This window comes from Serratia sp. K1WW1 (genome assembly GCF_055790865.1).
The window spans coordinates 2,363,499-2,384,698 of sequence record NZ_CM147697.1 but is presented as its reverse complement, the minus strand read 5'-3'; the positions used below and the strand labels follow the sequence as shown (position 1 = coordinate 2,384,698).

At 54.5% G+C, this 21,200-nt stretch carries 14 protein-coding genes; 4 read left to right on the top strand and 10 right to left on the bottom strand.

Going from position 1 to position 21,200, the window contains the following annotated elements:
- Positions 1-272: 272 nt before the first annotated feature.
- From narI to ACX9GU_RS10715, 6 genes are all read right to left on the bottom strand, one after another.
- Positions 273-950 carry a respiratory nitrate reductase subunit gamma gene (narI, locus tag ACX9GU_RS10740; protein ID WP_024485415.1) on the bottom strand — a complete coding sequence of 226 codons (678 nt, stop codon included), beginning with the start codon at positions 948-950 and terminating at the stop codon, positions 273-275.
- A gap of 2 nt (positions 951-952) precedes the next feature.
- Positions 953-1,675 (bottom strand): nitrate reductase molybdenum cofactor assembly chaperone, encoded by a 723-nt coding sequence (narJ, locus tag ACX9GU_RS10735; protein WP_473194741.1) that lies wholly within the window; start codon positions 1,673-1,675, stop codon positions 953-955.
- Entirely contained in the window at positions 1,672-3,216 is a 1,545-nt protein-coding gene (gene narH, locus ACX9GU_RS10730) for a nitrate reductase subunit beta (RefSeq protein WP_021805674.1), read from the bottom strand. The genes narJ and narH overlap by 4 nt, the downstream gene beginning before the upstream one ends.
- Entirely contained in the window at positions 3,213-6,974 is a 3,762-nt protein-coding gene (locus tag ACX9GU_RS10725) for a nitrate reductase subunit alpha (protein ID WP_473194740.1), read from the bottom strand. Before ACX9GU_RS10725 ends, narH begins: the two co-directional genes overlap by 4 nt.
- 388 nt (positions 6,975-7,362) lie before the next feature.
- Positions 7,363-8,106, bottom strand: coding sequence for a winged helix-turn-helix domain-containing protein (locus tag ACX9GU_RS10720; protein WP_473194739.1), 744 nt, complete (start codon positions 8,104-8,106; stop codon positions 7,363-7,365).
- A 540-nt stretch (positions 8,107-8,646) separates the two neighbouring features.
- Positions 8,647-10,044 carry a NarK family nitrate/nitrite MFS transporter gene (locus ACX9GU_RS10715; RefSeq protein ID WP_473194738.1) on the bottom strand — a complete coding sequence of 466 codons (1,398 nt, stop codon included), beginning with the start codon at positions 10,042-10,044 and terminating at the stop codon, positions 8,647-8,649.
- A 353-nt stretch (positions 10,045-10,397) separates the two neighbouring features.
- On the opposite strand from ACX9GU_RS10715, the gene narX reads away from it, so the two are divergent.
- On the top strand, positions 10,398-12,182 hold the full coding sequence (gene narX / locus ACX9GU_RS10710) for a nitrate/nitrite two-component system sensor histidine kinase NarX (RefSeq protein WP_473194737.1): 1,785 nt from the start codon (positions 10,398-10,400) through the stop codon (positions 12,180-12,182).
- 9 nt (positions 12,183-12,191) lie between these two features.
- Complete coding sequence (gene narL, locus ACX9GU_RS10705) at positions 12,192-12,842, top strand: two-component system response regulator NarL (RefSeq protein ID WP_473194736.1); 651 nt, start codon at positions 12,192-12,194, stop codon at positions 12,840-12,842.
- Here the strand turns inward: narL and ACX9GU_RS10700 are convergent.
- From ACX9GU_RS10700 to ACX9GU_RS10690, 3 genes are all read right to left on the bottom strand, one after another.
- A complete protein-coding gene (locus ACX9GU_RS10700; protein ID WP_473194735.1) occupies positions 12,839-14,620 on the bottom strand; it encodes a YchO/YchP family invasin in 1,782 nt (593 codons plus the stop codon). The genes narL and ACX9GU_RS10700 overlap by 4 nt on opposite strands.
- Before the next feature lie 419 nt (positions 14,621-15,039).
- Complete coding sequence (gene cbl, locus ACX9GU_RS10695) at positions 15,040-15,993, bottom strand: HTH-type transcriptional regulator Cbl (protein ID WP_473194734.1); 954 nt, start codon at positions 15,991-15,993, stop codon at positions 15,040-15,042.
- A 309-nt stretch (positions 15,994-16,302) separates the two neighbouring features.
- Entirely contained in the window at positions 16,303-16,998 is a 696-nt protein-coding gene (locus tag ACX9GU_RS10690; RefSeq protein ID WP_024485630.1) for a gamma-glutamylcyclotransferase, read from the bottom strand.
- Positions 16,999-17,503: 505 nt separating this feature from the next.
- Here ACX9GU_RS10690 and ACX9GU_RS10685 point away from each other — a divergent pair.
- Positions 17,504-18,322: a siderophore-interacting protein gene (locus ACX9GU_RS10685; RefSeq protein ID WP_473194733.1), complete on the top strand. Its 819-nt coding sequence runs from the start codon at positions 17,504-17,506 to the stop codon at positions 18,320-18,322.
- A 309-nt stretch (positions 18,323-18,631) separates the two neighbouring features.
- Positions 18,632-19,732 (top strand): sodium-potassium/proton antiporter ChaA, encoded by a 1,101-nt coding sequence (gene chaA, locus ACX9GU_RS10680; protein ID WP_021180982.1) that lies wholly within the window; start codon positions 18,632-18,634, stop codon positions 19,730-19,732.
- A 52-nt stretch (positions 19,733-19,784) separates the two neighbouring features.
- Here chaA and lpxO read toward each other — a convergent pair whose 3' ends face one another.
- Positions 19,785-20,687, bottom strand: coding sequence for a lipid A hydroxylase LpxO (gene lpxO / locus ACX9GU_RS10675; RefSeq protein ID WP_059202051.1), 903 nt, complete (start codon positions 20,685-20,687; stop codon positions 19,785-19,787).
- Positions 20,688-21,200: the final 513 nt, after the last annotated feature.

Sequence of the window (21,200 nt, the reverse complement as noted above, 5' to 3'; positions counted from 1 at the left end):
TTATTTAACATCAGCATAATCAAAATCCTAACAGGAATTTTTACTGATTGATTCCGTTCGCTTAACTAACCTGGTAAACCATGCCGTTAACCTAATGGCACAGCCTAGATCAACGCCGAAAAGAGATCTATAAGAATAAGCTGTTTGGCCAGGTCCTGGGAGGCTAAGGCAGGCCAAAATCAATGTCTGAATCAACGGTAAAAGGGTATTGATGCGGGGAAAACAGAACAGCGGCAACGTCCAAGGACCTTGCCGCTGGGTAACGCGGGGAATTAACGGCGGTTACGCACCAACTGGTAGCGGCGAGTCAGATATTCCACCGGCACGCTCCAGATATGCACCAGGCGGCAGAACGGGAATATCAGGAACAGGGTCATGCCGAGCACGATATGGATCTTGAATATCAGTGCAACCCCTTCCAGGTGTTGAGCCGCACCGCCATGGAAGGTCACCACCGCTTGCGCCCAGGCGACCAACTTCAGCATCTCGCTGCCGTCCATGTGTTGAGCAGAGAACGGAATGGTCAACAGCCCCAGGCACACCTGCACGACCAGCAACGTCAGGATCAGGATATCCCCTACGCTACTGGTGGCGCGGATACGTGGGTTGGTCAGACGGCGCTTTAATAACAGCACACCGCCCACCAACATCATCACGCCACAGGCCCCACCGGCAAACATCGCCATTTTCTGCTTCACGGCGATCGGCAGGAAAGATTCATACATCCAGTGCGGCGTCAGCATCCCGAGGAAATGCCCGGCAAAAATGCCGAGAATGCCGATATGGAACAGATTGGAGGCCAGCCGCATGCCCTTTTTATCCAGCATCTGGCTGGAGCCAGCACGCCAGGTGTATTGCCCGTAGTCGTAACGCAGCCAACTGCCGATCAGGAAGATCGCCCCGGCGATATACGGATAGATATCGAAGAAGAAAAGCGTCAGAAAGTGCATGATTAGCGTCCTTTGGTTGCCGTGGTCATTGAACCCACATCCAGATACTGTGGCGCTACCGCCCCAGCAAAGCGCCGCTGGTGAGTGGCCTGCTGAGCCGAAGCACAGCCCTGCTCACCCAAAAACTTGATCTGTTCTTCTTCCCAGACGGCATCCAGCGCCTGTGGCGTGTCGTCACGTGTTTCACCGGCAACTTGTGGCTGCAAACTTTTGGCTGCAACACCACTAGCAGACAGCACCAGCAGCAGATCGAACAGCACCGCATACGGGCTTTGACGCTGCTGCAAGCGAGCCCCCAGCAGAGCCAGAATGGGGGCGATATCCTGCAATCCGCCCTGAGCATCCTCTTTGTTGCAGCTCGCCAGATACTCCAGATACAGCGGCAGGAAGTCCGGCAGCTCGCGACTGTCGATCTCCAGCCCGGCTTCGCGGTATTGCGCCATCAGATCGACCATCGCCTGGCCGCGATCGCGGGATTCACCGTGAACGTGCTCAAACAACAACAGTGAAGTCGCACGGCCACGATCGAACAGCTCGCAATACTCCGCCTGCACGTCCAGCAACGGACGGGCGCAGAAGCGCCGGATAAACAGAATCAGCTGGGCACTATGATGCAAATCCAGTTCGCAGGCTGTTTCCAGGGCTTCCACCAGCTCTTGCTGATGGTCAAACAGTTCCTGCTCAGGATAATCCAGCAGGCGGGCAATAATTCGCACAGCGATCATGAAGCATCCTCCTTGCGCGGGGTTTTCTGCGTCACGTCGATGGCATCGATGCGGCGGCTGTTAAACAGGTTGAATTTGCTGTCGCTGCCGTGGCAACCGTCGCCAAAGCTGAAGCCACAGCCTTTGCTTTCCGGGAAGGCTTCGCGCGCCAGCTCACGATGGCTGGAAGGCACGACGAAACGGTCTTCATAGTTAGCGATCGCCAGATAGCGATACATCTCTTGCGCCTGCGCCTCTGTCAGCCCCACCTGCTCCAGCGCGCTGGTATCCACCACGCCATCCACGGTTTCTGCCCGCTTGTAGTGGCGCATCGCCAACATCCGTTTCAGCGCCAACAGCACCGGAGCGGTATCCCCGGCGGTCAACAGATTCGCCAGATATTGCACCGGGATGCGCAGACTTTCGACATCAGGCAACACGCCGCTATGGGCCAACTCACCGGCATCGGCAGCCGACTGGATCGGAGACAACGGCGGCACGTACCACACCATCGGCAAGGTGCGATATTCCGGGTGCAGCGGCAGCGCCAGCTTCCAGTCCATCGCCATCTTGTAAACCGGCGACTGCTGCGCAGCCTCAATCACCCCTTGCGGGATACCGTCTTTCAGCGCTTGCTCAATCACCGCCGGGTCGTGCGGATCGAGGAAGATATCCATTTGGCTCTGATACAGGTCTTTATCGTTCTCTGTAGCGGCCGCTTGTTCAATGCGGTCGGCATCGTACAGCAGCACGCCGAGATAGCGGATACGCCCCACGCAGGTTTCCGAACAAACGGTCGGCTGGCCAGCCTCAATCCTTGGGTAGCAGAAGATGCACTTCTCGGATTTGCCGCTCTTCCAGTTGAAGTAGATTTTCTTGTACGGACAGCCGGTCAGGCACATCCGCCAGCCGCGGCATTTATCCTGATCGATCAGCACAATGCCGTCTTCGCCGCGTTTATAGATCGCACCGCTCGGACAAGTCGCCACACAGGCCGGGTTCAGGCAGTGCTCGCACAGCCGTGGCAAATACATCATGAAGGTGTTTTCGAACTGGCCGTACATCGCCTTCTGCATGTTGTCGAAGTTTTTGTCTTTGGCACGCTTGTCGAACTCACCGCCGAGGATCTCTTCCCAGTTTGGGCCACTTTCGATCTTGTTCATCCGCTGGCCGGTGATCAGCGAGCGCGGACGGGCGATCGGCTGATGCTTGCCCTGCGGAGCGGTATGCAGATTCTGGTAGTCGTAATCGAACGGCTCGTAATAATCGTCCAGCGCGGGAACATCCGGGTTGGCAAAGATCTTCGACAGCAGGCCAACGCGGTTACCCATGCGCGGCTCCAGCTTGCCGTTGATTTTGCGTATCCAGCCGCCCTTCCACTTATCCTGATCTTCCCAGGCGTTGGGATAGCCGATGCCCGGCTTGCTTTCCACGTTGTTGAACCAGGCATATTCCATGCCTTCGCGGCTGGTCCAGACGTTCTTACAGGTCACCGAACAGGTATGGCAACCGATGCACTTGTCCAGGTTGAGCACCATGCCAACTTGCGAACGAATTTTCATTTGGCTTTCTCCTGCTGGCTGCCCTGAGCGTAGTCGTTACCTTCGCCGTCTAACCAGTCGATATGGTCCATTTTGCGCACCACCACAAACTCATCGCGATTCGAGCCGACGGTGCCGTAGTAGTTAAAACCGTAGGCCAGCTGGGCATAGCCGCCGATCATATGGGTCGGTTTCGGGCACACGCGGGTCACCGAGTTGTGGATCCCACCGCGCTGGCTGGTGATTTCCGAGCCTGGAATATTCACGATACGTTCCTGCGCGTGGTACATCATGGTCATGCCCGACGGAATACGCTGGCTGACCACCGCACGGGCGGTGAGCGCGCCGTTGGCGTTGAAAGCCTCGATCCAGTCGTTGTCTTCAATGCCCAGATCTTTGGCATCGTCCTCACTCAGCCAGACGATTGGCCCGCCGCGTGACAGGGTCAGCATCAGCAGGTTGTCACTGTAGGTGGAGTGAATGCCCCACTTCTGGTGCGGCGTCAGGAAGTTCAGCGCCTTCTCTTTGTTGCCGTTTGGCTTTTTGTTCAACAACGGCTGCGCGGCACGAGTGTCGATCGGCGGGCGATAAACCAGCAGGCTTTCCCCGAAGGCACGCATCCACTCGTGATCCTGATACAGCTGTTGGCGGCCACTCAGGGTGCGCCATGGGATCAGCTCATGCACGTTGGTGTAGCAGGCGTTGTAAGAGACGTGTTCGTCTTCCAGGCCAGACCAGGTTGGGCTGGAGATGATCTTGCGCGGCTGGGCCTGAATATCACGGAAGCGGATTTTTTCGTCTTCCTTGTTCAGCGCCAGATGGGTGTGATCGCGCCCGGTGATGTTGCTCAGCGCCTGCCAGGCTTTCACCGCCACCTGCCCATTGGTTTCCGGTGCCAGCGAGAGGATCACCTCCGCTGCATCGATAGCGCTTTCGATCTTAGGCCGCCCTACTGCCGGGCCTTCGGTCTTCACGTAGTTCAGCTTTTTCAGGAAGTCGACTTCGGTTTGGGTGTTCCAACTGATGCCCTTACCCCCATTGCCAAGCTTGTCCAGCAGCGGACCAAGTGAGGTAAAGCGCTCGTAGGTCGCGGGATAATCGCGTTCTACCACTAAGATGTGTGGCGCGGTTTTGCCCGGGATCAGCTCGCACTCGCCTTTCTTCCAATCTTTCACGCCGTAGGGCTGTGCCAGTTCGGCGGCGGAGTCATGCTGGATCGGCAGCGTGACGATGTCGGTCTCCTGGCCCAGGTGGCCAACGCACACCTCGGAGAAGGCTTTGGCGATACCCTTGTAGATCTCCCAGTCGCTCTTGGAATCCCAGGCAGGATCGACAGCCGCAGACAGCGGATGAATAAACGGATGCATATCCGAGGTATTCATATCGTCTTTCTCGTACCAGGTGGCAGTTGGCAATACGATGTCGGAATACAGGCAGGTGCTGGACATGCGGAAATCAAGCGTCACGACCAGATCCAACTTGCCTTCGCCGCCGTTATCCAACCACTCGACTTCCTGCGGTTTTACGCCGCCCTGTTGGCCCAGATCCTGGCCCTGGATGCCATTCTCGGTCCCCAGCAGGTATTTGAGCATGTATTCATGCCCCTTGCCTGAGGAGCCCAGCAGGTTGGAGCGCCAGACGAACAGGTTACGCGGGAAGTTCTGCGGGTTATCCGGCTGTTCGGCGGCAAAGCGGACGTTGCCCTGTTTCAGGCTCTGCACGGTGAAGTCCAGCGGTGTCTGACCGGCAGCTTTGGCCTGAGCGGCCAGATGCAGCGGGTTGGTGTCCAGTTGCGGTGCCGATGGCAACCAACCCATGCGCTCGGCACGCACGTTCAGGTCGATCAGGCTGCCAGCAAACTGGCTCTTGTCCGCCATCGGTGACAACAGCTCTTCGGTGCCAACCGTCTCATAGCGCCATTGGCTGGAGTGGTTGTAGAAGAACGAGGTGCTGTTCATATGGCGCGCAGGCCGTTGCCAATCCAGACCAAAGGCCAGCGGCGTCCAACCGGTTTGCGGACGCAGCTTTTCCTGGCCGACATAGTGCGCCCAGCCGCCGCCGCTTTGGCCAACGCAACCGCAGAAGATCAGCATGTTGATCAACCCGCGGTAGGTCATGTCCATGTGATACCAGTGGTTGACACCGGCCCCAACGATAATCATCGAACGGCCGTGGGTTTTCTCGGCGTTCTCGGCAAACTCGCGCGCAATGCGGATGATGTTATGGCGCGATACGCCGGTGATTTGTTCTGCCCAGGCTGGCGTATAGGCTTTGACTTCGTCATAACCGTTGGCGCAGTTGGCATCATTCAGACCACGATCCAGGCCGTAGTTAGCCAGCGTCAGGTCGTAGACGCTGGTCACCAGCGCCTGGCTGCCATCTGCCAGTTGCAGGCGTTTTACCGGCAGCTTGTGTAGCAGGATTTCGTCCAGCGCCACGCTGTTGAAATGCTCACTCTCGGCACCGCCGAAGTAAGGGAAGCCAACGTCAATCACCTCATCATGGCTGCCTAGCATACTAAGTTGCAGCTCTACATCCTGCTGGGCTTTACCTTCACGCTGTTCCAGGTTCCATTTGCCCTTCTCGCCCCAACGGAAACCGATGGAGCCCTGCGGCGCCACCAGTTCACCGCTGGTCTGATCCAGCGCGACGGTCTTCCACTCGGGGTTGTTTTCCTGGCCAAGGCCATCCACCAGATCGGCGGCGCGCAGCAGGCGGCCAGCGGCGTAATAACCTTCGGTACGTGGTTCCAACAGCACCAGCATCGGCATGTCGGTATAGCGGCGTACATAGTCGCGGAAATAGCCAACTTCACGATCCAGATGGAACTCTTTAAGCATCACGTGGCCCATCGCCAGCGCCATGGCGCTATCGGTACCCTGTTTCGGGTTCAACCACTGGTCGCATAGCTTGGCTACTTCCGCGTAGTCTGGCGTCACCGCGACGGTTTTGGTGCCCTTGTAGCGAACCTCGGTGAAGAAGTGGGCATCCGGGGTGCGCGTTTGCGGCACGTTGGAGCCCCAGGCAATAATATACGAGGAGTTGTACCAGTCGGCGGATTCAGGCACGTCGGTCTGTTCGCCCCAGGTCATCGGCGAGGCCGGTGGCAAATCGCAGTACCAGTCGTAGAAACTCAAGCAGGTGCCGCCAATCAGCGATAGATAACGGGCACCGGCTGCGTAAGACACCATCGACATCGCCGGGATCGGCGAGAAGCCGATAATGCGGTCCGGGCCAAAGGTCTTGGCGGTATAGACGTTGGAGGCGGCGATCAGTTCATTGACCTCCTGCCAGCTGGAACGGACAAAACCCCCGCGGCCACGGGCCACTTTGTAGCTTTTGGCTTTTTCCGGATCGGAAACAATCGAACCCCAGGCATCAACCGGATCGCTGTGCAAGGCTTTAGCCTCGCGCCATAGCTTGATCAGGCGTTTGCGCATCAGCGGATATTTCAGGCGGTTGGCGCTGTAGAGATACCAGGAATAGCTGGCACCGCGTGGGCAGCCACGGGGCTCATGGTTGGGCAAATCTGGACGGGTGCGTGGATAGTCGGTCTGCTGGGTTTCCCAGGTAACCAGGCCGTTTTTCACATAGATTTTCCAGCTACAGGAACCGGTGCAGTTCACGCCATGGGTGGAACGCACCACTTTGTCGTGCTGCCAGCGGCTGCGGTAACCGTCTTCCCAATCGCGGTTGGTGTTTAGCGTTTGGCCATGACCGCCAGAGAAAGGTTCGGCCAACTGTTTGAAGTAGCGGAACCGATCTAGAAATTTGCTCATCCGGAGTTCTCCTGAAGGCTCATTACCCTACGAGTTTCAAGCCGCAGCTTGAAAGACGACGGGCATATTGTTGTAAGAAGTTGCCAAGTGACATTGCTCAATCTGCGGCCAAGGCTACTGATGCTCTGCCGGGCGTAACTTGATTGCGATCAAGGGAATCAGTGAGGGAAAACGTGGGGAACGGTGGAAATACCACTAAAGGATGATCGTTAGAATTAACGCTATCACATTGTAATAAAACAAAAATAATAGACTTTCAAAGAGACGCACCTGGCGACCACACTGAGGCGGAAATTTGGGGGTAGTGGCGGTAAAAAGGATGTGTGAACGAGAATAATGACAAAATTACCGGATAATCTTGTGTTAAACGGCTTACAGGGACTCCCTGCTAGCGAGTCCTACATTCAACCCGCATTTCCTTTTCATTCCCCGCCAGATACACGCAGTTCAGCGCCTGGGGATTAACACCAGGAGAGGTGTCTAATGAAAAAGAGAGGACCATACGAGGGCTGTTTAGCTGCTCATGCTGTATTGCAGGCCTGGTTCGGCTGCCCAAAGCATAGGATAAAAGTGAAACTGTCAACAGCGCAATAAACGCCGCCAGATACTTCAATATTCGGCCCACCGGCGTTAGCGTGTTTTGCCTGGGATCATCCAAAGCCATTTCGCTTAATATCGGATCCTTGCGGGAATAACCTTCCGACACCGTCGCATTTTCAATAATTTTATCGGCCATATGATCTAATTTACCCCCAGATAAATCACTATTGAAATTTTCATCATCATTCCCAGGAATAACCTTCGTCGCGACGGCAGATTCCCCTGATGATATAAACTTAAAAATCGCTTTATCGTCCACCTTATAGCCAAGACGGGGAATGGTCCTGATGAGAGCATGCTCCGTGTCGCCAATTTTCTGGCGAATGGACTTAATCGTCTGATTTATTGTCGAGTCTGAGCAATAGGTGCCTTTCCAGATAGTCTCAATGATTTCTGAGCGGCTCACCAACTCAGGCGACCGGTTAACCAGCAGGGAAAGGATCTGCAGCTCTTTCCAACGTAGGCGTGAACGCTGCCTGGAGGGGAGAAAAACATCAAAATTTATGATTTTTATTTCCTGTTCAGCATCCACTTTTCATTTTCCTTATGAGTTCACAGCGTCCCCATTTGTATAGACATATGAAAAAATGTTCAACAATTTAAATATAAACTCGGTGAAACAGGCTGACTTTATATTTCACCTGTTTTTCATAACTTAGTGAAATCATGCATCTCACTGAGAAAAAACCACCCCCTCCTGGTCCATGGCCAATTCAGACATAAACTACTCTACATCAAGGATTACGGGTTTTCTTTTTTGATGAAATAGTGGGCATTAAGATTTCATCAATAAATAAACATGGGATCCTCTTATCAGCACTCAACAAAAAAGCGATGTAATATATACCAATAAAATCGCCAAACGTCGGTAATATTACACAGCGAAGTGTTGGCAAAAATAGCGGTAAATTTACCGATTGGCCATCAGTGAAACAACGGGTGTGAATTGAGAGGGTAGACACTCCCCGGCAAGCAGGGAGTGTCAGATTACGGACAGGCAATGGTGCCCAATGGGAAGAAGTTGCACATGTTCGACCGTAGGGTCGCCGCATGCGGCCTCTGCTTAACTCAACTAGCGTGAAACCTTTTTACGGCCGTAAACGCCCCAAGTCACCACGACACACAGAATATAAAACACCAGGAAGATCTTCATCGCCCCAGCCGGTGAGCCAGTCAACGCCAGCGAAGTCCCAAACGCCTTGGGAATAAAGAACCCCCCTGCCGCACCAATCGCCGAGATAAAGCCCAACGCCGCAGCCGAATCGGTTACCGCCTCGCGCTGTGCCAACTCATCGCTTCCTCCTTCGGCTTTCACTCTGTCCACGGTGATTTTACGGAATATCACGGCGATCATCTGGAAGGTCGAGCCGCTGCCCAACCCGGCGGTGAGGAATAGCACCATAAACACGCCATAGAAGGCCATAAACGAGCCCTGATGATCGTTACCCGGCAAGGTCAGGAACAGCAAGGCGGCGAAAATAGCCATGACTATAAAGTTCAGCAGCGTCACACGAATACCGCCAAAGCGATCGGAAAGCGCCCCGCCCACGGGACGAGCCAGCGCCCCAAGGAACGGCCCGAAGAAGGCATAATGCAGGATCACCACGTCCGGAAACTGGGTTTTCGCCAGCATGGCAAAACCGGCAGAGAAACCAATAAAGGAACCAAAAGTTGCCAGATACAACAGGCTCAAAACCCACAGGTGACCCCGTTTGAGTACCGGCAGTTGTTGGCGCAAAGAAGCCTTTGAGGCGGCCAAATCGTTCATACCGAACCAGGCCGCCAGCGTTGCCACCAGCAGGAAAGGCACCCAAATCCAGGCGGCGTTTTCCAACCATAGCTGGCTGCCGTCTGGCTGTGTCTGCCCCGTACCGCCCAGGAAGCCGAACATGGCGAGCGAGATGGCTAACGGAGCCACCAGTTGCATCACGCTGACCCCGAGATTTCCCAGACCGCCGTTCAGCCCCAACGCGCCACCCTGCTTCGCCTTCGGGAAGAAGAAGCTGATGTTCGCCATGCTGGAGGCAAAGTTGGCCCCAGCAAAACCACACAACAGCGCGATAATGATAAATACGTTGAATGAGGTGGTCGGATCTTGCACCGCATAGCCCAACCACAGGCAAGGTACCAGCAGGAAACAGGTGCTGATGGCAGTCCAACGGCGGCCACCAAACATCGGGATCACGAAGGAATACGGCACGCGCAGGATCGCGCCGGAAACCGAAGGCAATGCGGTCAACAGAAACAGCTGATCGGTGGTGAAATTAAAACCCACTTTGTTCAGGTTTACCGCCACGGCGCTGAACAACATCCAGACGCAGAAGGCGAGCAACAGGCAGGGTATGGAGATCCACAGGTTGCGGCGGGCAATGCGGTGCCCGCTCTGCTGCCAGAATTCGCTGTTCTCAGGTTGCCAGTCCTGAATAACCGCACCCGTTTTTTTTGCTAAAGGCGTTGCAGATTGCGACATAATAACCTCAGAAACACGGTGATAACTGCGCACACCCTAGTTGATCCCCTCAAGCGGTAAAGTTGACGCAAATCAATGAGCAAGCAGGTAACTCATGGCGGAAAAACCTCATACATCCCTTAGTGAGTAGCCAATCAAGCCCAGCTAATCTATTGGTATTCAGCAGGTTATACCACAGTAGTGCTAATGGTTTGGCTATGGGTCAGGCCACCGGAAACTAAGAGGTACTTCGTTAGGGGTATGGGGTTACGCCGGGGGATGAGGAAAAATGGCGGCTATTGACGTAATTTGGCGGCCAGAGTTGCGGGTATCTACTCTCTGGTTTCTGCTGCTCTATAGGGGACGCGTATTCGATGAAACGCTTGCTGGCTCCGCTTTCCATCGTTAACCAGGTTGCCCTGCTAATGCTACTGCTGGGGGTGCTGGGTATCGCCGGAATGAGTATTTCCGCCTGGATGTCGCAAAGCATTCAGGGCAATGCTCATGCCATCAACAAAGCGGGCTCCCTACGGATGCAGAGCTACCGTCTGCTGTCTCAGGTCCCTCTGGATGCCCACAGTGACCTCCTGATGCAGGGATTGGATCGGGATGAAACCAGCCGCGACTTGCAGCAGGCGCTGGAGCGCGAAGGGCTAACCCCGCAGTTGCTGACGCTGCGTGACTATTGGCTAAACCAGCTGCAACCCCGGCTCCGTCAGGCGCAACGCCCCGCCGATGCAGCCCCCCAAGTAGCCCATTTTGTCAGCCTGCTGGACAAGCTGGTTTCCGATATCGATCATCAAACCGAACGGCGCTTGTTGATGGTGACGCTGGTTCAGGGGGGATTTATCGGCCTGACGCTGTTGCTGCTGGTCGGCACCATCTGTTATCTACGCCGCCGTTTGCTGCACCCTTGGCGTCAATTGGTGGCACTGGCGCTGGCGGTTGGCCGTGGTGATTTCAGCCATCGCTTTGCCCAACGTGGGCATCAGGACGAGATGTCTTCCCTCGGCGCTGCGCTCAACACCATGTCCGACGAGCTTGCCACCATCTATGCCAGGCTGGAGCAACGTGTCGCAGAAAAAACTGCCGACCTGCAACAGAAAAATCAGGTGCTGGGCTTTCTGTATCGCACCAGCCGCCAGTTGCACACCAGCGAGCCGATCTGTAGCCGCCTGACGCCAATCCTCAACCAGTTGCAAACGCTGACGCCGCTACACAGCATCCAGGTACGGCTGTATGAAAACAACAGTCAGGAACAGTTTCTGCAATTAAGCGGTAACCAGCCATTGAGGCCGGAGTATTGCCATAATCCGGTCTGTAGCGCCTGCTTAAGCGAACATCAGCCGCATAGTCAGGGGCATCCTTCTCTTAGCTGGAGCCTGAGTGACCAACTGGGCAATTATGGCATCGTCGTCGCTCAACATGCACCCGAACAACGGCTAAGCGATGAGCAATGTCAGCTGATGAATACCCTGATAGAGCAGTTGACCAGCGTATTGGCGATAGAGCGCCAGGTTGACCACCAGCAGCAGTTGATGTTGATGGAAGAGCGGGCCGCGATTGCCCGCGAGTTACACGACTCCATCGCTCAATCCCTTACCTGCTTGAAAATGCAGACCAGTTGCCTGCAAATGCAGGGGGGCGAACTCCCTCCAGCCAGCCTGGCACTGGTGCAACAAATGCGTGAAGAGATCAATACCGCCTATCGCCAGTTACGTGAGCTGTTAACCACCTTCCGCCTGCGCCTGACCGAACCTGGCCTGCTGGCGGCACTACAGACTACGGTGCAAGAATTCAATCAGCGGCTGGGGCTCAACATCGAACTGGATTATCAGTTAGGCCCACGTAGCGTACCGGCCTATCAGGCGATCCACCTGCTTCAGATCGCGCGTGAAGCATTGAGTAACATTCACCAACACGCGCAGGCCAGCCAGGTCGCGATTCGGGTGATAAACCAGCAGGGTGAAGTCACCCTGAGCGTCAGCGATAATGGCCGTGGCCTGCCAGATATCAGCGAGCGGCCCGATCACTACGGCCTAATCATCATGCGCGATCGCGCCAAAAGCCTGCACGGCCAGTGCGAAATCTTGCCGTACAGCGGCGGCGGCACCGAAGTACGGGTGACGTTCCGCCCGGATAATTCTGCTATCGAATAAGGAAGTATTATGACGACCGAAGAAGCTGCCACCATACTGCTGATTGACGATCACCCCATGTTGCGTAACGGCGTCAAGCAGTTGATTAGCATGGATCCGCGGCTGCAAGTCATCGCCGAAGCCAGCAATGGCGAACAAGGGGTGGAACTGGCGGAGCTGCACGATCCCGACCTGATCCTGTTGGATCTGAATATGCCCGGAATGAACGGCCTGGCAACGCTGGATCGCCTGCGCCAAACCGCCCTTTCCGGCCGCGTGGTGGTATTCAGCGTCTCCAACCATGAAGACGATGTGGTGAGCGCACTAAAACGCGGTGCAGATGGCTATCTATTGAAAGATATGGAACCAGAGGAACTGCTCAAGGCACTGCATCAGGCGGCGGCAGGGCAAATGGTATTGAGCGAGGCATTGACGCCAGTGCTGGCGGCCAGTCTGAGGGAAAACCGCCCGGCGGTAGAACGCGACATCCAGCAGTTAACCCCGCGCGAGCGCGACATCCTCAAGCTGATCGCGCAGGGGCTGCCAAACAAGCTGATCGCCCGTAAACTGATGATCACCGAGAGTACCGTCAAGGTGCACGTGAAACACCTGCTAAAGAAGATGAAACTGAAGTCCCGCGTAGAAGCCGCCGTTTGGGTGTTGGGTAATAAGAAGGATTAGTTATCCTCTGGGTGCAACGGCCCGGTAACCGCCGGGATTGCCGGTGGCTGCAGGGTTTGCGGCGGCGGTAACCCAGGCTCCCCTTCAATAGACAAGCTCAGGGGAGCGGTAACCTGTAGCGTGATCCAGTTCGAGGTGGCTTTCTGCTGCTTTTCATCCTCAAGGGTGACGGACAATTGGTAGTGATTGCTGGCCCCTGGCGTCTCATCCCACGCGGGCACCGTCAAGGTCCACCCCTGCGGATCGTTGATATTCGCCGGTGGTGTCAGGCTGACTGCCTGAGTGTCCCCTTGCCAGTTGACCGCAACGATCTTATTGGCCGCTTTGATTTCCAGCACCAGCGGCAGCGTTTCCCCTGGGTTCAGGCTCCATGACGGCGTCGCCAGAAACACCTGCAACGTTTTGCTTTCACGGAACTCCAGCACCGGCACATTATTTCGTTCAATGCTGTCATAGCGGCTACCGCGCAATGATTTGGCCTGCTCCACGTAGTACGGAGAAATCTGTTTAAGCAGCGGCACCCCAAGGCGGTAGGTCATCGCCAGCTCGACCTTGTCCTGGGTTTCGCCCACATTATCCAGTTTGTGCAAGGCTTTGACCGTAACCAACGGGACCGGCGTATAGTTGAGCCCCACCTGCATAGCGCTAGGATCGGTTTGTTTGTTGCCATTACCTAGCAGATCGACACTGGCGCCGCGATACTGTTCAAAGCTGAGCGAGGCCCCAAGCTGGTGGTAAAACGGCAGATAACCTTGGGTGGTAATGTCGTAGCCACGCGCCGGACGGCCGAGAAAGACGGCATTATTTGCCTGTGGAGAAAATGACGATAGCGGGTGGTAATAGTTTGCCGACAAGCGTAGATAGTCACCCCAGGCTTCGGCACCGATGCTGCCACGGTTGCGCTGATTCTGGAAGTCACTGTCGAGTACGGAGTTGTATCCCAGCAGCCAATCCCCCACCACCCAGCGCTGCCCCAGGCCAAAATTACCCTGTGAACCGTTAGCCTTTTGCAGATAACCCACCTGGCTGTAGGTCAACAAGCCATCCACGTCATAGAGCGGGCTGAACAACTGACCGCTGCTGCCGGTAAAATCCCCTTCAGGGGTGACCGCAAGCGACAGTTTAGCGGTGCCAAGTGGCGAAAGCAGCTCCTCGGTCTCCTGTTGTAGGACCGAGCTGGCCTGGTTGGTCAGGTAATCTTTGGTATCGGCGCGCGCCCGCTCGCTGGATATCTGGTTAAGATTCTGCTCTGCCAGCTTTTTCGCCCGCGTTGCCCACTCTTTTTCTTTTTCGGCATCGTTGACGCCAGCGCTGCCCAGCTCCGGCAGTTCTTGCGCCGGGGATGCCTGCGCCTTGACCTCACTGACCACAACCGCAGGCTTTTCTACCGGGGTCACGGCCGCAGGCACTTTAGCCGCGATATCAGCCGCATTTGCCACCGCCGGTGGGGCGATAACCTGAGCCTCTGCAGGGGGTGCTACTGTCTGTGCTTCTGCTACCGCCGCCGGTGGTACTACCGTCTGGGTTTCTGTTGTTGCTGTCGGTGGCGCTTTAGCCAGATCGTCAATCACGCTCGTCCCAACCGAGGGTGCTTCCACCGTAGCCTCAGCTTCACTTTTTACTGCAGCGGGTGCCTCAGCCTGGGCATCAGCCACGCCAGCCACTGCCGGGGGAGCTTCCGCTTGGGCGTTAAACATTATCACCGGTAGAGCTAATAACCCGAGTAAACGCGTGCTGGATAACAACTGTGACATCTTTTGCTGAATAACCTTGGTCATAACCACGTTTGCCCTTCGTCTTCCTTGCCGCATGGCAAACTTACCTCGTTGACACTACCGTTCCGGCAGGAAGAAAAAACCTGCCGCACAGCATAATGCAACCTGAAGCCATAGGGTAAGCGATCGGCAAAAAGAAGCCATCGGAAAAACCTGTAATCGGGGATCTCAACCAAGGGTATTACCAGCGATAAAAAAGACGTCCGAACAGCACATTCCACCATTGGGGCAAACGTGCTGCACGGACGCCTGTTGAAATTCGTCGCGGATAGTCAACGTTTCCGCGTTAAAGGTAAAGCAGCTTGTATGCCACTTTGCCAAGCTACAGATTTTAGAGTGTTATTGACGTGCAATCTGTAATCCACCCCTCACTATTGCACAGTGATATGGCGCGCTTTGCACCATTCCAGCGCATTACAACTTCAGATCTGATAGTCGATAACCTGTTCCAACTGATCGGAGAACACTTTCTCCTTAATGTCCGTGAGCGACAAGGTGGGATTACATAGCTGGATAAACTGCCAGGTATAGTTACGTTGTAACTGACCGCGCTTCAGCCCCAACCAGACGGTATTAGGCTCAAACAAATGTTCGGCATTGAGGCTCACCAACCCACGATCGCGCTCCTTTTCAAACGACATATCCGCCAGAATGCCTACACCCAGCCCCAACTCAACATAGGTTTTGATGACGTCAGAATCCTGGGCGCTTAGCGCGATATCCGGCGTCAGCCCTGCAGCTTTGAATGCCGCATCCAGCCGTGAGCGCCCGGTGATGCCCTGGCGGTAGGTAATCAACGGCAACGCACTGAGCATTTCCAACGTAACCAGCGGTTGGCGTGTCAATTCGTGGCCTTCCGGAACCAGGATCGCATGGTTCCAGCGGTAATAGGGAAAAGCAGCCAATGAGTCTTCGCTCATCAGGCGTTCACTGGCGATGCCGATATCCGCTTCGCCGCAGGCCAGCATGGCGGCAATCTCCTCCGGGCTCCCCTGATTAAGCACCACGCGCACCTGCGGATACAGCGACCGAAACTCCTTAATCACCCCCGGTAGGCTGTAGCGGGCCTGGGTATGGGTGGTGGCAATATGGAGTTGGCCCGCGTCTTTACTGCTGAACACATCGGCCAGACGGCGGATATTATTGGCATCATTGAGGATGCGTTCCGCGACCACCAACAGCTCTTTGCCCGGTTCGGTCATACCTAATAACCGTTTGCCACGGCGGATAAATATCTCAATCCCCAGTTCCTCTTCCAGCTCGCGAATATGGCGGCTAACCCCAGACTGTGAGGTAAATAACGCATTTGCAACGTCAGTCAGGTTGTAGTTGCAACGTGCTGACTCACGAATAATTTTTAATTGCTGAAAATTCATTCCGTCCTCTTCTCTCCCCAAAACCGTTAACAATATTGATACGGAGTCTGGGCAGACAGAACAAATAAGGAATAGTCTTTACTTATAGCTTTTAATGCTAAGTGCATTTTTTATCATTAAAAATTCACCACCGCTTTTCTTTAGATTATAAACAGCTTTAAAATTAATGAGATAAATAACCGTTTTAATATTGTGGTTAAATGAGTTATGCAGCAAAAAGTTATTACCTAGAGGGATAAGATATATCAACGCGAGGGTTGTTGAGGCATTTGGGGGCGCGCAATACGACGCCCCGATGGTAACTGAAGGTTAGGCCGTGGCTTCGCCACCTATTGGCCCCGAGGTGTTCTGTTGCAGCCACTGGCGGACATAGCCGACCAGATCGCCGATGCAGTCATCCTTCATGCCGTGACTTTTCAGCTCGTTGTCCAAGGCAAACAAATATTGCGCATTGGTGCCCAACGGGCCGCTGGCGCTGGCGATCAGCGGAGCGATCACCTGATGGCTGGTATCCGCTTCAAATAGCGGATGCTGCGGGTTCATCACAAACACCAAGGCGGTAACGACGCTGCCGTCGTCCAGCGTCAGGTCACACCAGGTTGGCAGATAGCAACCGGTGATCATCTCACGCTTCCACAGGAGTTCCAGCTCTTCACGTAGCTTATCTTCCGGCAGGCGGAAGGCCAGACCGGTGGTTTGCCCCCCTTCCTGCAGAGCAAGCATGCGCCCTGGCTGATGCAGCGTGCCCCGTCCGGCGGTCAAACGCAGGCAAAATGCCCGATGCCAGCCTTGCAGCGTCGCCGGGCGCACCTCTTCGGATTCAAATACCGGGTTCCACATCAGTGAACCATAGCCGAAAACCCATACTGGGCTATTATCCGGCCGCCTGGAGAGTGTACATGTCAGTGAGGCCGAGCGCTGTTCCGGCGTCAGCAACAGCGACTCTTCGATCGTGCCGAATGCCGTTTTGCAGTCTGCTTTTTGCAGAAAATCTCGAGTTAACACCTAATACAACCTCCTGGGAATAGGATTGCCCTAAACCCTTCGCCACTGTGTATGCAATTTCTTTTTTGGGATTCGGGGCGTATTTATTTCCACCGCCCAGCAAAAAATATATACCCTATGGATTTCAAGTTGCAGCTAGGCAACAAGCTTACTCATCCCCAGGAGCTTACTTTTGGGTAAGTGACTGGGGTGGGTAAGTGCAGATAACAACGCTGCAACTTGAAAGACGACAGGTATAAATGACCATATTCTTTTCTGACCTCCCAATCAAGTTTCCAGGCATATTTAATGTGAAAAAGTATTTGTACTCAGAAGCAATAATAATTATAGACGTAAAACTTTACTCTTCCCCTGCGTTTTGTTAACAGAGAGCGGCGTTTTAACCGAAAAAAACACAATCCTGGCTAATTTCTCCGCTGGGCCTGATTTGCCATGTCAATCAGCAAACAATTCTCATTATCAGATGGCGTGATATACTGGCCGCAGAATGATAAAGGAGAACCCCGTGACAACCGAAACCCCACGCAACCGCGCACCCTATTTGATCGAAGTTGCCCGTTTACGCGACATCACGCCGCACCTGCGCCGTATCACCTTCAGCGCGCCAGACCTGCGTTTTTACCCTGCTGAAGCCGCCGCCGCACATATCAAGGTGTTCTTACCGCTCGCAGGCCAAACCCAGCCAGACCTTCCCACTCTCACCGAGAAGGGCCCGGTGTGGGCCGCCGATGCAGTGCGTCCGCTAATACGCACCTACTCTATTCGAGCCGTCCGCCCGCAGCAGGGTGAGATTGATATTGAGTTTGCCCTGCACGACCACAGCGGGCCAGCGGTGAACTTTGCACGTCAGGCCAAGCCGGGGGATAAAATTGGTATCAGCAACCCTGGCGGCCCCAAACCAATGTTGCCAGCGGCCGACTTCTACTGCCTGGCTGGCGATCCTTCTTCATTACCGGCCATCGCCGCACTGCTGGAAAACTTGCCAGCACATAGCGAAGGCCACGCGTTTATCCGTGTCGATACCCCTGCGGACGTTATCGATCTGCAAAAACCTGCCGGTGTTGAACTAAGCTGGATCATTGGCGGCACGGAGAAAACGGCCGATCTCATCACGCAATTCTGCGCCTTGCCACTGCCGCAAAGCGGCACCCAGTTCTGGCTGGCAGGTGAGGACCGTCTGGTGGTCGAACTGCGTCGTTACCTGCGCCGGGAGCGCCAATGTGAGCGTAATCAGCTTTATGCCGTACCTTACTGGCGTGAAGGGCTAAATGAAGAGGGTTACCACCAGAAAAGGCACGATATCATGGATAACATTGACTCCTGATCGCCATTATCTGCCTTATTTACCGTGAAAAATGCCAGTTAAAACCCTTTTATAGGCGTTTAACATAGAAAACCTGGATTTTTACGTAAAAGTAAGTAAAAAAAACCGCATCGCATGCGGTTTTTTTGTTACTCTTATCACATAAAGCAAAGTTTTGCTTTCTAAAAACTAAACACAACATCACATTATTACTCGGCGTCATGCGCAGAGTGTATCCTATTATTATTAACAACTTTCTGGATACGCTGACCCTACCTGCAGGTGAACAGCGATGACGGGCCACGCAGTTTGAGAAGGAGATGTACCCTAATGAAGTCGCACAACGATCCTGGCCGATCAAAATCTCGCCACACAGAGTATTCCCTGATTTTCCCTATCGCCGCGTTGGTTGTGCTCAACCTGTGGAGCGGTACCAGCAGTTTCCCACTGATTGTGGCCATCAACATTATTGCCCTGGTCGGTATCCTCAGCAGTGCTTTCAGCGTGGTACGCCATGCCGACGTACTGGCCCACCGCCTGGGTGAACCCTACGGCTCGCTGATCCTCAGCCTGTCGGTAGTGATCCTGGAAGTGAGCCTGATTTCGGCACTGATGGCAACCGGCGACGCGGCCCCGGCCCTGATGCGTGACACACTGTATTCAATCATCATGATTGTGACTGCCGGACTGGTTGGGGTTGCCCTGCTGCTCGGCGGGCGCAAGTTTGCTACCCAGTACGTTAACCTTGGCGGTATCAAGCAATACCTGATGGCGATCCTCCCACTGGCGGTGATCGTGCTGGTGTTGCCAAGCGCCTTGCCTGGGGGCAACTTCAGCGTGGGCCAGTCACTGCTGGTTGCGGCCATCTCGGCGGCAATGTACGGCGTGTTCCTGCTGATCCAGACCAAAACCCACCAGAGCCTGTTTGTTTATGAACACGAAGATGACGATGGCGACCCGCACCACGGTAAACCCTCGTCCCACAGCAGCCTGTGGCATGCCGCCTGGTTGATCGTGCATCTGGTCGCGGTCATTGCCGTCACCAAATTCAACGCCAACCCGCTTGAAGGCTTGCTCACCAAGCTGAACGCACCAACCCAGTTCACCGGTTTCCTGGTTGCGTTGCTGATCCTGTCCCCGGAAGGGCTGGGCGCTCTGCGCGCGGTGTTGAACAATCAGGTGCAGCGCGCCATGAACCTGTTCTTCGGCTCGGTGCTGGCGACCATTTCACTGACGGTACCGGCGGTAACGATTATTGCCACCCTGACTGGCCAGACGCTAATCTTCGGCCTGCAGGCACCGCATATGGTAGTGATGCTGACGGTGTTGATATTGTGCCATATCTCGTTCTCTACCGGCAGAACCAACGTGTTAAACGGCACCGCGCACCTGGCGCTGTTTGCCGCTTACATGATGACGATATTTGCCTGATAGCGGGCAGTGACAAACCATCAACAGGGCGCAGTGTTGCGCCCTGTTCTATTTATAGCGCAAAGAAAATCAGTGCTGCAATCCCGCCAAACAGCAGCCATTTGATAATGTAATAGCCCGTCTTGTTCCAGGCTTTTAATCGCTTGCCAACCTTACGCACGGCATAGATATATTTGAACAGCCGATTGACGCCGCCGGTACGATCGCCCTCTTCATTCGGTGCTGTCGCAGCACTCATCAAATTACGCCCTAACCAGTGATTCACCGCCTGCGCCCAACGGTAACGCATTGGCCGCTCGATGTCGCAAAACAGGATCAAACGGTTTTCCCCGCTCTGGTTTTCGGCGTAGTGCAGATAGGTTTCATCGAACATCACCCCTTCGCCGTCACGCCAGCTGTAACGTTCGCCATCCACTTCGATAAAGCAGCGGTCGTCATTCGGGGTGATCAGCCCCAGGTGATAGCGCAACGAACCGGCATAAGGGTCGCGGTGGCGTGGCAAGCGGCTGCCATGAGGTAATTCGGCAAACATCGCGGCCTTCACCGAAGGCAGGCTGCGTAACAGCGCAGTGGTTTGCGGGCATAACGCCATTGCCGAAGGATGATTATCCTCATACCACTTCAGATAAAAGCGCTTCCAGCCGGTTTTGAAGAAGGAGTTGAATCCGGCATCGTTAAATTTATCCGACGCCTTGATTTGCTGGATCTCCATCAGTTGCTGACCTTCTTCACGAATGGTCTGCCAGTTGTCACGCAGGATAATGAGATCGGGGAACTGCTCCGGTTGCAGGTAAGGCGTGGTCGGCACCCGTGAGAACAGGTACATAAACACGTTCAGCGGGGCGGTAAAGGTGGAATGGTCGGAAAGCTGACGCCAAAAGGGATAGCGAACACGGCCACGATAATGAATGTATAAAACGCACAAAATCAATAAGATAAGAATGATATATTTCATGATAACTTCAGAACCCCAAAATACGACCAGCAGAATGCCAATCACGGCACACAACCCAACGATTCCTTTAGCCCCGTTAAGATCGGTTTAACGGCCGCAAGACACCAATAATTAACGTTATTGAAACCAAAATTCTATACAAAAAGCCGCAAAAATTTACACAAAGCTTAAACGAGAATGGGATTTACGCTAGGGAGGAAGCTAACGATTTAGCAGATTCGGTTTGGGTGGAGTAAATGAACATACGGGGAAAGATACCGGATTGTCGGTCATGCTATCGAGATCCCCCTCACCCCAACCCTCTCCCGCAGGGCGAGGGAGCTGCAACGGTGCTGTGTTTGGAAGGGGGGGCATTTTGACTAGGTCAGAACGGGGGGCGTTAAGCCAGTGCGGAGGTTGGGTTCAAGAGCTAATCCGTGGCACGGTAGGTCCCCTCTTCCTATGGGAGAGGAATTGATACAGTGCTGTATTTAGTTATAGGAAGCAATCTGCAGCTTATTCACGAAGGAAATC

What these genes read in the sequence shown, in the direction of transcription:
- cbl (WP_473194734.1), bottom strand. Translation starts at nt 15,993, where the DNA reads ATGAATTTTCAGCAATTAAAAATTATTCGTGAGTCAGCACGTTGCAAC.
- narH (WP_021805674.1), bottom strand. Translation starts at nt 3,216, where the DNA reads ATGAAAATTCGTTCGCAAGTTGGCATGGTGCTCAACCTGGACAAGTGC.
- ACX9GU_RS10715 (WP_473194738.1), bottom strand. Translation starts at nt 10,044, where the DNA reads ATGTCGCAATCTGCAACGCCTTTAGCAAAAAAAACGGGTGCGGTTATT.
- narJ (WP_473194741.1), bottom strand. Translation starts at nt 1,675, where the DNA reads ATGATCGCTGTGCGAATTATTGCCCGCCTGCTGGATTATCCTGAGCAG.
- chaA (WP_021180982.1), top strand. Translation starts at nt 18,632, where the DNA reads ATGAAGTCGCACAACGATCCTGGCCGATCAAAATCTCGCCACACAGAG.
- ACX9GU_RS10700 (WP_473194735.1), bottom strand. Translation starts at nt 14,620, where the DNA reads ATGACCAAGGTTATTCAGCAAAAGATGTCACAGTTGTTATCCAGCACG.
- ACX9GU_RS10725 (WP_473194740.1), bottom strand. Translation starts at nt 6,974, where the DNA reads ATGAGCAAATTTCTAGATCGGTTCCGCTACTTCAAACAGTTGGCCGAA.
- narL (WP_473194736.1), top strand. Translation starts at nt 12,192, where the DNA reads ATGACGACCGAAGAAGCTGCCACCATACTGCTGATTGACGATCACCCC.
- lpxO (WP_059202051.1), bottom strand. Translation starts at nt 20,687, where the DNA reads ATGAAATATATCATTCTTATCTTATTGATTTTGTGCGTTTTATACATT.
- narI (WP_024485415.1), bottom strand. Translation starts at nt 950, where the DNA reads ATGCACTTTCTGACGCTTTTCTTCTTCGATATCTATCCGTATATCGCC.
- narX (WP_473194737.1), top strand. Translation starts at nt 10,398, where the DNA reads ATGAAACGCTTGCTGGCTCCGCTTTCCATCGTTAACCAGGTTGCCCTG.